This is a genomic window from Streptomyces sp. NPDC048291 (assembly GCF_043201715.1).
Classification (GTDB): domain Bacteria; phylum Actinomycetota; class Actinomycetes; order Streptomycetales; family Streptomycetaceae; genus Streptomyces.
In genome coordinates this window covers 40,617-53,328 of sequence record NZ_JBICZC010000027.1, presented here as the reverse complement: position 1 = coordinate 53,328, position 12,712 = coordinate 40,617, and the positions used below count along the sequence as shown (strand labels likewise).

Genomic DNA, 12,712 nt, shown 5'->3' with positions numbered 1-12,712 from the left:
CGGTGGACCGGAGACGGAAAATACAGAGCCCTGAGCGGTGTTGACACCAGGACATGCCGGTCAGTCCTCACAGGCCCGCAGCCGGACGGCGATATACGAGCTGCCGGGCAACGGGAGCGTGAAGTCTCCCTCGTACGTGCCGGGCAGTTCGGTGACCGTCATGTTCCAGGTGTCGATGACGTCGGCCCGGTAGCGGACGCCCGGCCGGAGCGAGAAGGGCCGGCGGCGAGGCTGGTTCGATCCGAAGTAGGCAAGCGCGTACCGTCCTTCGACGCCGCCGACCGGGAAGTCGGAGGACGAGGACAGTGGTGCGATACCGGGTGCGTCGCCGGGAAGCTCCTCCAGGATCCTGCGCATGAACTCCATACGGGCCGAGCTCTCGCCCTTGAGGACACCGCCGTGCGACCACCACAGGACGTCGTCGCCGGACAGCCGGCACTCGCCGTGGGTGACGTATCCGCCCCGGACCACGCCCTCCCAGCAGCGGCGGATCATCTCCTGGGGTGCCAGGTTCCCCCATGCCCATTCGATGTCGCCCTCGTAGCCCAGTTCGTCGACCACGACCGGCTTGCCCCACCGGGAACGCCAGGTCGCGGTCGCCTCGGTGGTCTGCTGGATACTGCAGTGGGTGACCCAGTCGGCATCGTTGTCCCAGAGCTCCACCCAGTTGTGCACGCTGATCAGATGGTCGTGGGGATCGTGGGCGCGGATCACGGCGGCCGAGCGGTGCCAGTGCTCGGTGTCCTTGGCCCACAGCAGGTCGTACTCGTTGGCCAGCGACCACCAGACGTTGGGCAGAGCGGCGAACCTGGACACCACGTAGCGCAGGTAGCGGTCGTCGGCGGCCGGGCCCATGTCGGAAAAGCCCCAGCGGTCGTACGGGTGGAAGAGGATGACATCGGCCTCGATGCCGAGTTCTCCCAGTTGGACGATCCGTTCCTCGAAGTGCCGGAAGTAGGCGGGGTCGGGCCGGCTGAAGTCCCAGCCGGACTCGGGCGAGCCCTCGAAAGGGTAACGGGGCGGCTCGTCGGTGTTGTAGACGAACGACTTCGGGAAGACGCACATCCGGACCTTGTTGAAGGGGCTCCGTTCCAAGGACCGCAGGGTCTGCTCCTCCCGTTCATCGCCCTGGTGGGTCCACGCGTAGGCGGTGGTGCCCACGGGGAGGTGGCGGGTGCCGTCGGCGTGCCGGAAGTGGAACTGTGCGTGGACGCGTACCGGCCCGTGGTCGTGCGAGCCTGCCGGGCCGCACTGGAAAGTACCGGTGAGCGCGTCCAGGGACCGTGCGTTGCTCGTGGTCCGGAACGTCCAGGTGCCCTCCTCGTCGGGCATGAAGCGGATGCGGTGGATCCCCCCGCCGTCGTAGAATCCGTGCGCGGTCAGCGCCCGGTCGCCGCAGCGGAACTCGGCCCGGAGCATGACGTCCGTGAACGGGTTGCCGTGCTCGGGCCCGTGCAGCTCCAGTTCGAACGTCCGCCACCGGGTGGCGCTCTCGTCCTGCACACAGCGGGCACTGCCGATCGGTACGTCCGCCGGCTCGTAGTCGGGGGCCGGGACGATGTCGGCCGCGCGGACCTGCGGCACGGGCCCGGATGCCGTCTCGGGCACGGTCGCCAGTTCTGCGTAGAGAGCGGCCTGCGCCTCGGGATCGGTCCGCAGCCCCTCCATGAAGCCGATCGCCTGCTCCAGCCTTCCGTGCTTGAGCTGCACGAGCATCAACTCGTCGTCGAGACGGGGCAGGTACTTGCGTACCACGGCTTCGGCTGCCTCGTCGCGCAGGATCTCGCCGAGGACAGTTCCGGGTCCGTAGGGCATGACTGGCTCCTTGAAAACGTGGAGTAGTGGGGAGAACGACGCTCGAAACGGATAGGGGAAGCGAGCCTGCTCCGGCCGCTCCTGCCTGCCGGTCCGCCGAACGGCGTGCAGGACGGCCGCACTTTCGATCGAGCAGGGTGAACCCGTGCCCGTCGACGGTCCCTGAGAACCCGGCGGCCTCAGCCTGGCCCGGCGCGGAGCCCGCCTTCGCGCCTCCACTCCTTGGCCGGGACGAGCGGAACGGGGTCGGGTCGGTCCACGAGAGTCGTCAGCTCAATGCGCCTGCCCTCGGCCGAGGAACGTCGGACGGCTCGCAGCGTCTCCAGCACGTGAAGGGCGTGGACGCCGCTTGCACGGGGCCCGCCCCGGCCGCTCGCGGCGATGCAGTCGAGCAGACCGATTCCCCGGGCGCCGTCGACGTAGCCCGCTGACGGCTGGAGGGCCCGCCAGTCGGTGCCGCCGAGTTCGAAGTGGCGCACGGTGCCGTCGAAGAGGTTCGGGTCGGGGACGGCGAGCGTTCCGCTCTCGCCGTGCACCTCGATCGGGCTGGCTGTCGTGGCCACCCCGTCGAAGCTGGTTACGAGTGTGGACAGGGCGCCTCCGGTGTGTTCGAGGACCGCGGAGGTGTGGCTGTCCACCTGTACCGGGATCCTCTCCCCCGCGCGTGGGCCCGATCCGATGACGCGCTCGTCGCGCAGCCGGCTGGAGGCTCCGGTCACGGCGCGTACCGGGCCGAGCAGGTGGACCAGGGCCGAGACGTAGTACGGGCCCATGTCCAGCAGCGGGCCGCCGCCCTCGGTGTAGTAGAAGTCGGGGTGGGGATGCCAGCGCTCATGTCCGGGAGTGACCATGACGGCCAGCGCGGCGAGGGGGCGTCCGACGAGTCCCGCGTCGATCGCAGCGCGCGCCGTCTGGGTGCCGGTGCCCAGGACCGTGTCCGGCGCGCAGGCGACCGAGACGTCGGCCGCGGCGGCGGCCTTGATGACCTCCTTGCCGTCGTGGAAGGTCGTGGCCAGGGGCTTTTCGGTGTACACGTGCTTGCCGCCGGCGATCGCGCTCAGGGCGATCCCGGCGTGGGCCGCCGGGGTGGTGAGGTTGAGCACGGTCTGAACGTCGGAGTCGCCCAGCAGTTGCTCGACGGTCATGGGCTGGGCGCCGGGGATCGTCTCGGCGGCCTTGGCGGCCCGGGTGGCGTCGAGGTCGGCGACCGCGGTGATCCGCACCGCGGGATGGTCTGCGAGCGTGTCCAGGTAGGCGCGTGATATCACGCCGAGCCCTACGATGCCGACGCGGTGCGGGTCGCCCACGACATGCCCCTTTCGATGACAGTGCGGACGCTGGGATGCTCCAGCACGTCCAGGCTGTGTCCCGGTGTGGTGACCACGATGCGTCCCTCGCCCCAGCTCCGGGTCCAGATCGCGGGCGAGGTGACCGGACGGTGCCACGGCTGCGACAGGCGCTGCGGGTGGGTCGTGGTGGCCAGGACGTCGATGAGGTCGTCGTGCAGCACCCAGTACTGCTCCGTGCGCAGGGCGAAGTCGTCGATGCCGCGGGTGACCGGGTGGGTGCGTCCGAGGTCCGTGATGTCGATGGTGTGAAACGGGTGGCCGCCGCCTCCCTCGCCCCGGCTCGGGCACGGGTCCTCGCCGGGGTGGGCGGCGAACTGCCCTCCCACCAGGTGGAGGTAGTCGGATGACGCGCGGAAGGAGTCGGCGATGCCGCCGTGCCAGCCGGTGAAGCCGGTGCCGGAGGCGACGGCCCGGGAGAGACCCGTCACCTGTTCGGGAGAGATCTCCGACATGGTGATGCACTGCACGACCAGGTCCGTGGCGGACATCACCGCGGTGTCGGCGTAGACCTCGGTCGTCTCCTCGACCCGTACGTCGTATCCGCCGTGCTCGAGGAAGGGGATGAACAACTCCGTGGCCTGGACCGGCTGGTGGCCTTCCCAGCCGCCGCGGACCACGAGTGCCCTTTGCAACGCCACCGCTGTCCTCTCCGGCCGCGTCTGCCCGGTGGTTTCGGCACCAGGCAGACACATGCGATCACTTCTGACGGACCACGACGCGCACGCGTCCGAGGTTGGGCACCCTGGTGAAGGGGGTGTCCGGGTCGCCGTCGCGCTGGGCGGTGGCCCGCAGGGACGGCAGATAGGTGCCCGGCGTGCCGTAGGTGAACGTCGCGCGCACCTCCACGGTCTGCCTGCAGGGGCCGAAAGGCCGTGCGGTGAAGTCGCCGGTGCCGTCGAAGTCCCACTCGGTGGAAACGATTCGGCCCGTCCCCGGGGGAAGCTGGATCCGGGCCGTGAAGGTGACGGGCGTGCCGGCCGGGACCTCGATCCGGTCCCGGCCCTCGGCCGTCAGATCGACGACCGGCTGGATGCCGTGCCGTCTGGAGGCGCTCGCCGGTACCGCCATCTGGCTGTCGTGCACGGTGTACGGAGTCGACTGCGCGGGTGCCACACCCTTCTCGACCCACGCGCTCACGTCGCGCAGCGCCTGTTGCAGCATGCCGTTGTAGTCGACGAGGCGGGGTGCGCGGGTGCCTGTGGGGGGTTCTTCGAGGTGGTCGGCGTTGTCGTTCAGCCAGAGCCGGAAGGTGTCCTGGTAGCCCGCACCAAGTGCCTGCTTCACCTGCGTGCGGTACCAGTCGGCCTGCCAGGGGAAGGCATCGGTGTCGAGAAGGTTCGCGACCACGATGACCTTGCCGTTGATCTTCCCGGTGTGGGTGCCGCCCCCGCTCGTGGAGGCGGAGAGCATCGGACCGACCTGGAGGGCGCGCTGCGGGTACAGGGGCCGGCCGTCCGGGCCCCGGTACTGGTCCCAGGCGTAAAAGCCGGGCCGGGTGGGAACCTGGTGGCGGTGGTAGGCGCGGAAGGCGATGGACCAGCGGTTGTCCATGGCCAGCTTGCCGCCGGCGGCGAGCGCGTCCAGCGTGTCGGCGGCGTTGCCGCTGTCGAGGGTGACGGTGTGTGTGGCCGCGTCCAGGGCCCCCGACAGGGTCCCGATCTTCGTGCCGTCGGCCTGGTAGGCGGTGAGGTCGAGACCGGTCGTGTCAGGCTGGGACGGCACGGAGTCCAGGACGAGGCCCGTCGGCCTGTTCTGGGCGTCCCGGATGACCTGCCCGATGGTGGCGGTGTGGTCGATCCTGGCGGCGCGGATCAGGTCCCCGAGGCCGGACTGCTCGGTGCCGAGGTAGCCCGGCTTGCTCCAGAAGTCGTCCGCGTAGGTGGGATCGACGGTGCGCAGCAGGCTCACGAAGCCCAGGAGGCCGTCGGGAGCGCTCAGGCCGAGCACGTACGCGTAGTCCTCCCAGGCACGCAGCGGGACGCCGAGCAGCGTCGCCTCGCGGAGCATGTCCTGCTCGACCTGGTCGAGGCCGGTGTAAGGATCACCGCTGCCGCCGGGCCGGACCGCGTCGGCGATCCGGGGTGCCTTGTCGCGCAGGACGAGCCGGGCCAGCGCGCGGACGGTGAAGTTGTTCGGGATGGACGAGGGCACCCCGGGGACGAAGGGCACCGCGCCGTCCCACACGCCCTCGGTGTTCTCGATCGCGCCGATCGTCTGGTAGGAACCGCCGCTGCCGCCGTAGATGTAGCCGTGGATCCGTCGTGAGGAGCTGTAGTACCGCGCCGCGTAGGTCCGGGAGAACTTGGCGGCGGCCGCCTCAACCCGGTAGCCGACACCCCCGTTCGTCTGCACGGTGTAGGCGCCGGCGGACGCGCCGAAGGCGATGGCGCCGTCGGTGGCGTTCTCGTCCTGCAGCGGGTACACCTTCTGGAAGAACCGCCCTTGCCACTGCTTCTTCGGGGGCAGGTAGAGCGTGAATTTCTTGCCGGTGCCTTCGAAGTGCCCCGAGACCCTGCGGTGCGGTACCGGAGAGGTCAGGTCCGTCTCGCTGTCGATCACCGCTTGGTTGTACACCGGGTCGTCGCAGTCGGGGGTGACCCATACCGGCCCGCCGGCGACAGGCGCGGTGCACTGCGGCCGGGACGCGGCGGAGGCGTTCGCAACCGTCGTCAACGACGGTCCGAGGACCACTGCGGTGCCGACCGCGGCGTTGCGTACGAACCGCCGTCTGGACAGCGTCCCGGAAGGCGAGCTCTCCGGCGTCTCGTGGGCCTGCTCGTTTCTGGTCATGAGTTCCTCGTGAGGTCGGAGAGCTCCGCAGCGTTGGATTCCAGCCTCCGGGCGCGCCGCAGCCGTTGTTTCTTGGGGTCTGCGATGGGGGCCGCCATCTGAAGCTTGCGGGTGTAGGGGTGCTGGGGGTTCGTCGCGATGTCGTGCGCTTTGCCGATCTCGGCGATGCGGCCCTGGTGGAGGACGGCGATCCGGTCGCTGACCTCGTAGACGACGCCCAGGTCGTGACTGATGAAGAGGTAGGCGACGCCGGTCTCGCGCTGGATGTCCTGGAGGAGGGTGAGCACGCGGGCCTGAGTCGTCACGTCGAGGGCGCTGGTGGGTTCGTCGCAGATGATGACCGCGGGGTCCAGGGCGAGGGCGCGTGCGATGGCGATGCGCTGGCGTTGCCCGCCGGAGAACTCACGCGGGTAACGGCCGCCGGAGTCGGCCGGCAGTCCGACGGCGTCCAGCAGCTCGCGCACCCGCGTCCGTCCCCCGTCGACGCCGGCGGCGAGCAGCGGTTCCACCAGGATGCTCTCGACCGTCATCGACGGGTTCAGCGAGGAGTAGGGGTCCTGGAAGACGACCTGGATGTCACGGGCGACCTTGCGGCGGCGGGAGCGCTGGATGTTGCTGATGGTCTCGCCCCGGAAGGTGATCGACCCACTGGTCACGGGAGCGAGCCCGAGGATCGCGCGGCCGATCGTCGTCTTGCCCGACCCGGACTCGCCGACGAGGCTCAGGGTCTCCGAGGCGTTGAGCTCGAAGGAGACGTCGTCGATCACCGTGGTCCCGGTGCTTCGTCGTCCGCCGTAGCGCACGACGAGGCCGTCGACCTTGAGTACCGGCTCTGGCACCTCACACCTCCGCGATCTCGACACGGCGTGCCGATGAGAGCAGTTCCTGCGTGTACGCCTCGGCCGGTGCCTCGAAGAGCGCGTCCACGTCGCTGCGCTCCACGATGCGTCCGTCGCGCATCACGCTGACCGTGTCGCAGATGTCGGCCACGACACCGAGGTTGTGGGTCACCAGGACGACGGCCAGTCCGCGTTCTTCACGCAGTTCCCGCAGCAGTTCCAGCACCTCGGCCTGTACGGTCACATCCAGCGCGGTGGTCGGCTCGTCCGCGACGATCAGGTCCGGTCCTGAGGCCACCGCTCCGCAGATCAGGACACGCTGCGCCATGCCGCCGGAGATCTCGTGGGGGTACTGGCGGAACACGCGTTCGGGATCCTTGATGCCCACGCGTGCCAGCAGGGCCAGCAGTTCCTGCTCAGCCTCCTTCTTGGTCACGTTCTTCACCGCGCGCAGAGCGTGGGTGAGTTGCGCGCCGACCGTGAAGCAGGGGTCGAGGTTCGACATGGGTTCCTGGGGGACGTAGGCGATCCGCCGGCCGCGTGCCGCGCGCATGTGTTCCTCGTCGGCCAGCAGGTCCTTTCCGTCCAGGACGGCGCTTCCGCCAAGGACGACCGCCTCGCGGGGCAGGATTCCCAGGGTCGCGAAGGCGATCTGTGACTTGCCGGATCCCGACTCGCCCACCAGGCCGTGGACCTCGCCCCGGCGTACGTCGAGATCGACGCCGTGGACGACCTCGCGCACGCCGTCCGCGCCGTCGGGGTAGCCGACGCGCAGGCCGCGGATGGACAGCACCGCGTCGGGCTCCTCGGCGGGCCGGGCCGGACCGTCCGCCGCGGCCTGTTCCCGGGCCTGCCGGATCACCTCGCGCCGGCGGTGTGCGGACAGCTTCCTGCTGTGCGCGGAAGACTGCAGGACGTCGCGCAGGGCGTTGCCGAGCAGGACGAGGGCGAGGATGGTCAGGCTGATGAGCAGGGCCGGCCACAGGACGCCGGCTTTGTTGTTGTAGATGTTGCCGAAGGACTCCTGCAGGACGCTGCCCCAGGACGCCTTGGCGGGGTCGCCGAGGCCGAGGAAGTCGACGCCGGCCTCGATGCCGATGCCCGCGGCGAGGACGAAGGAGCTCTGGATGACCACCGGCGCGCGCACGGCCCACAGTATGTGGCGGCCGACGATCCTCAGGTCGGACAGTCCCACCACCTTGGCCGCGTCCACGTACAGCTCGGTGCGGACGCCGACTACGACGGACTTGACCAGGCGGAAGTACGCCGGGGCGATCAGGAGCCCGAAGACGGTCATGGCGGCGACGACGTTGGGGCCTGTGCGTGCGTAGAGCGCGATGAGCAGGACGATGCCGGGCATCGACATGACGACGTCGGAGACCCAGCTCGACACTGCCTCGAACCTGCCCCGGTAGAAGCCGGCCACCAGGCCGCTCGTCACCCCGAGAGCGACCGAGACGACGAGGACCACCACGCAGGCGAGCAGTGTCTCGCGGGTGCCCCACATCAGACGCGACAGGATGTCCCGCCCCGTGGCGTCCGCGCCGAGGATGTGGCCGGGGCTGAAGGGAGCGGCGTTGACCGCGTTGAGGTCCGTCTTGTTGGGTCCGGTGGGCGCGAGCCAGGGGCTGGACAGGCCCAGGACCATCACGAAGAGCAGGAAGACCAGGCAGGCCGCGCCCTGCGGGTTGGCCAGCAGCCGCCGCAGCACGGACCGTCCCTTCACCGCTGCCCGGGCGTCCAGGTCGTCCGCGTCCAGCACAGGAGTGGTGGTCATCGCGTCCTCGCTTTCGGGTTGACGGCGGCCGTGGCGAGGTCTCCCAGCAGGTTGACGACGAGCACGATGACGATGGTCACCAGTACGCAGCCCATCACCACGGGCACGTCCCCCTGCTGGGCGGAGGTGTTGCTCAGGTCGCCCATGCCCGGCATGGCGAACACCTGCTCGATGATGACCACCCCGCCGATCAGGGCGATCGTCTGCAGGCTCAGCGCGGTGAGGCCGGGACCTGCAGCGTTGCGGAGCACGTGCCGGAAGATGATCCGGGATTCCGGTATGCCCCGGGCTCTCAGTGTCCGGACGAAGTCCTTGGAGAGGGTGTCGAGGACGGCTCCGCGAAACTGTGAGGCGGCGTTGGCGATCGACCCCACGAGCAGGGCGATGACCGGCAGGGTGACCGACTCCAGCCATCCGCTGACGCTGACGTCCGGTGAGACGTATCCCGTCGCCGGCAGCAGCCGGACGGAGACCGCGAAGGCGAAGACCAGCCCGATGGCGACGATGAACGGTGGGACGGCTGCCCCGAGGACCGCGAGGAACTGGACCACCCGGTCGATCCAGCCGCCGCGGACCGCTGCGGCAACACCGATCAGGACGCTCAGCACCGCGGTCAGCACCAGCGCCAGAACGATCATGGTCAGGGTCACCGGCACCCGTGACGCCAGGGAGGACGTCACGGACTGCCCGGTGAAGAAGGAGTCCCCGAGGTTGCCGGTGACGACTCCCTTGAGCCAGTCCCCGTACTGCACGAGGAGCGGCCGGTCCAGGCCGAGCGTGACGACCTCGGCCTTGACGTCGGCCTCGGTCGCGTTCGTACCCAGCACCGCCCGGGCGATGCCCGGGCCGTTGCCGTACATCAGCGTGAAGGTCGCGAAGCTGACCAGCAGCAGCACGGCCACCGCGCGGACCAGCTTCTTCGCTGCAGAACCCAACACCCGAGGGCTCCTATTCGCTCATGCCCGAAGGGCTACTGGAAGTCCCGCAGGACCGGGTGCAGGCCGCCCGGGTCGGTGGAGGGACGAATGTTGATCTTGGGGTTGTAGGCGTAGAACATGCCCGTCTCCGCCAGCGGTACGAACCACGCCTGGTCGACGACGTAGCGGTTGAGGGCCTGCTGGTCCTTGACCGACTGCTCCGGGGTGTCGGACAGGATCTTCTTCCAGAGCTTGGCCACCGTGGCGTCCTTCTGGTGCTCCACGTTCCAGATGCCGTCCGGCAGGAGGTAGTCGGTGATGTCCTGCCGGGAGTCACCGTAGTTGCCGAGCTGCCAGAACGGCACCGGGTACTTGCCGCTGAGCAGCTCGGTGATGGCGTTCGGCCCGGACAGCGTGACCTGCTTGACCTTGATGTTGATCAGCCCCAGCTGCTGCTTGATCACCGGCATCAGCGAGTCGAGGTTCTGGCCCGCCAGGAACGGCACCTCAAGGTCGAAGCCCTTCGCGTAGCCGGCCTTCGCCATGAGCTTCTTCGCGGCGTCGACGTTGTAGGGGTACGGGTCCTTCAGACCCTTGATGTAGGCGTCCGTGCCGCCGCGGAAGATCTGGGCGGTCGGGTTGGCGAGCCCGCGGTAGAGGTTCTTCGAGAGGGCCTCCTTGTCGAAGACCATGTTCATCGCACGGCGCACGTCCAGGCTGCCCAGGGCCGGGATCTTCTTGCCCAGGTGGTCGGTGATCAGCATGCGGGTGACCTGGCTCTTGACCGACTGGATCTTCATCCCGGAGGCCTTGGCCTGGCTGTAGGTCGCCTGGGTGACGAGGGTGCCGTCGATCTGCCCCGTCTTCAGGGCGTTGATCGCGGCGGTCTCGTTGGTGATCACCTTGATGACGAGCTTCTTGTACGGGTAGGACTTGGTGTCCCAGTAGGCGTTGTTCTTGGTGAAGGTGTAGACGGAACCGCTGGTCGTGGCCGCCTGGTCGAGCGTGTAGGGGCCCGAGCCGACCGGTGCCTTGTTCGTCTTGCCCGAGGCCAGGTACTTCGGGCTGGCCATCTTCACCTCGCACAGCCGCAGGGCGAGCAGCGGGTTCGGCGTCGTCTCGCTGATCACCACCGTCAGGTCGTCCGGCGTGGTGACCGTCATGGGGGCGAAGCGGGCTGCGCTGCCGCCGTGCTTCTTGGCGTACTCGATGGACGCCTTCACCGCCGCCGCGTTCACCGGGGTGCCGTCGGAGAACTTCATCCCGGGATGCAGGTGGACCGTCACCCCGGTGTTGTCGGACTTGAACGTCCAGGACTTCGCGGCGGCCGGCTGGGGCTTGCCCAGGGCGTCGCAGCGGAAGAGGGAATCGTAGACCGCCGACGCCCCCCAGCCCTGGTAGGCGGGCTGGCTCGTCGGATCCCACCCCTGGATGTCCTGCGACATGGCGAGCGTGAGCGTGTCCCTGCTTCCCGCCTTGCCCGACGCGGTACTCCCACCGGTGCAGCCGCTGAGGGCTCCCAGCGCGGCGAGAGACATGGTCGTTGTCACTGCGAAAGCAGATCTTGTGATGCGCCGCATCGTTGACTCCTTCAGAGGCGAGTGATGCGCGGCCCCGGCTACGTGCCGGCCGGTGCAGAAGTGTCACGGGCGCCCGAAACAGGGGCGCAAACCGGACCGATGGGGTGTGAGCAACGTTGTACGCGGCAACGTACGGAGGCGAGCCAGAATGAGTCAAGAGCGTGAACCGCACGACTCGGGTAACAGTTCCGCAACGTGCCCGTAGCCTGGCCTTTAAGTCTCCTTACCAAACGGCGCCCACCTGGGCTTTCATCGCCGCGGCGGAAGACGGACCGGCAGGCGTGCGAATGGCCGGCGACCCATCGCCCACCGGCCATTCCTCTTCACAGACGGGGCAGCGAGTGCACCGTTGCACACGCCGAGGTCCTGGCTACGAGGACCGTCATGCCCGTCCACCGCGCGCCGGAGCCGCACTCGAGCCACGTACCAGCAGGCGAGGCGCCACGACGTAGTGGGTCGGCTGCGTGCGGCCCTCCAGCCGTTCGAGAAGCAGGCGTGCGCTCATCTGGCCGGTCAGGTGGGCGGACTGGTCCACCGTCGTGAGGGAGACCCGGCCGATGGCGGAGGCGGTGATGTTGTCGTACCCCGTGACGGTGAGGTCTTCGGGGACCCGCAGGTCCCGCTCCTCCGCGGCCCTCAGGACACCGAGTGCCGCGATGTCGGCCCCGGCGAAGACGGCGGTCGGCGGGAGGGACCTGTCCAGGGCTTCGACGGCGGCCAGGTAGCCGCCTTCCTCCGTGTACGACGTCTCGATGACGTCCGGCTCCAGGCCGTGCCGTCTCATGGCGTCGACGTAGCCGTCGCAGCGTGCGGTGTGCGAGAGGACGAAGGGCCGCTCCAGGTCCCCCGTCGGGTGGGTGGTGTGCACGATGCGCCGGTGGCCGAGCCGCACCAGGTGGTCCACCATGAGCCGCGCGCCGCCGCGGTCGTCGTCCACGACCGTGTCGTAGTGGGCGGCGCCGCCGTGCCGCGCGACCACCACGGCGGGAATCTCCTGCCCTAGCCGTTCCAGCCACGCCGTACTCGCCTCGGGCGCGATGACGACGAGCCCGTCGACCTGGCGGTCGATCAGTGCCTCGATGCTGCGTTGCTGACGCGGGGCGGCGAGCCCCCCGGTGATGAGGATCTCCTGGTAGGGGCCCGGTTCGAGCTCGTCCGTGACACCTTCGACGATCTCCGGCTGGAAGGGATGCGAAAGCGCCACGAGCATGACACCGACGGTGTAGGAGCGGCCGCGCATGGCGCGCGCGCTCGCTTGGGGCCGGTAGCCCAGTTTCTCGATCGCGGCGGTGACCTTCTCCCGCATCTGCGGACTGACGCCGTAGGCGTCCCGGAGCACCTTGGAGACGGCCGAGAACGAGACGCCGGCCTCCTGGGCAACGTCGTGGATCGTCACGCGGCGCGGCCCGGAAGGCCGTGATGTGCCGTCGGTACGGTTCCGCCCCGACCGGACGTGCCGCTCGCCCGAAGCGCTCATGTCACCCCGCAGTTCAGCGCCGTCAGAGCTGTTGTCCATTCGCGCCATGCTACAAGCGCCCGCATCGATCGCCGCCTCACCGGTCGACGCCCTCCTGACCTCTTGACACTGCTTCGGAGCACTCCTTACGCTCCCGACGTCCAACGTTGCACATTACCGGCCTGTTAC

Annotated in this window: 9 protein-coding genes; all 9 read right to left on the bottom strand. The window is 69.1% G+C overall.

The window, feature by feature from the left end:
• Positions 1-60: 60 nt before the first annotated feature.
• The gene (locus tag ACGF5O_RS47430) at positions 61-1,815 is read right to left on the bottom strand and encodes a DUF5605 domain-containing protein (protein WP_393816174.1); all 1,755 of its coding nucleotides are present in this window, start codon (positions 1,813-1,815) and stop codon (positions 61-63) included.
• Between the two features lie 179 nt (positions 1,816-1,994).
• Positions 1,995-3,122, bottom strand: a complete 1,128-nt coding sequence (locus ACGF5O_RS47425) for a Gfo/Idh/MocA family protein (RefSeq protein ID WP_393816173.1) — start codon at positions 3,120-3,122, stop codon at positions 1,995-1,997.
• Positions 3,092-3,802, bottom strand: coding sequence for a ThuA domain-containing protein (locus ACGF5O_RS47420; RefSeq protein ID WP_393816172.1), 711 nt, complete (start codon positions 3,800-3,802; stop codon positions 3,092-3,094). The genes ACGF5O_RS47425 and ACGF5O_RS47420 overlap by 31 nt, the downstream gene beginning before the upstream one ends.
• A gap of 58 nt (positions 3,803-3,860) precedes the next feature.
• Positions 3,861-5,954, bottom strand: coding sequence for a PKD domain-containing protein (locus ACGF5O_RS47415; RefSeq protein WP_393816171.1), 2,094 nt, complete (start codon positions 5,952-5,954; stop codon positions 3,861-3,863).
• Positions 5,951-6,793: an ABC transporter ATP-binding protein gene (locus ACGF5O_RS47410; RefSeq protein WP_393816170.1), complete on the bottom strand. Its 843-nt coding sequence runs from the start codon at positions 6,791-6,793 to the stop codon at positions 5,951-5,953. The genes ACGF5O_RS47415 and ACGF5O_RS47410 overlap by 4 nt, the downstream gene beginning before the upstream one ends.
• Position 6,794: 1 nt before the next feature.
• Positions 6,795-8,570, bottom strand: coding sequence for a dipeptide/oligopeptide/nickel ABC transporter permease/ATP-binding protein (locus tag ACGF5O_RS47405; protein ID WP_393816169.1), 1,776 nt, complete (start codon positions 8,568-8,570; stop codon positions 6,795-6,797).
• Positions 8,567-9,508 (bottom strand): ABC transporter permease, encoded by a 942-nt coding sequence (locus ACGF5O_RS47400; protein WP_393816168.1) that lies wholly within the window; start codon positions 9,506-9,508, stop codon positions 8,567-8,569. Before ACGF5O_RS47400 ends, ACGF5O_RS47405 begins: the two co-directional genes overlap by 4 nt.
• 32 nt (positions 9,509-9,540) lie before the next feature.
• Positions 9,541-11,037 carry an ABC transporter substrate-binding protein gene (locus tag ACGF5O_RS47395; protein WP_393816167.1) on the bottom strand — a complete coding sequence of 499 codons (1,497 nt, stop codon included), beginning with the start codon at positions 11,035-11,037 and terminating at the stop codon, positions 9,541-9,543.
• A gap of 412 nt (positions 11,038-11,449) precedes the next feature.
• Entirely contained in the window at positions 11,450-12,583 is a 1,134-nt protein-coding gene (locus tag ACGF5O_RS47390; RefSeq protein ID WP_393816166.1) for a LacI family DNA-binding transcriptional regulator, read from the bottom strand.
• Positions 12,584-12,712: the final 129 nt, after the last annotated feature.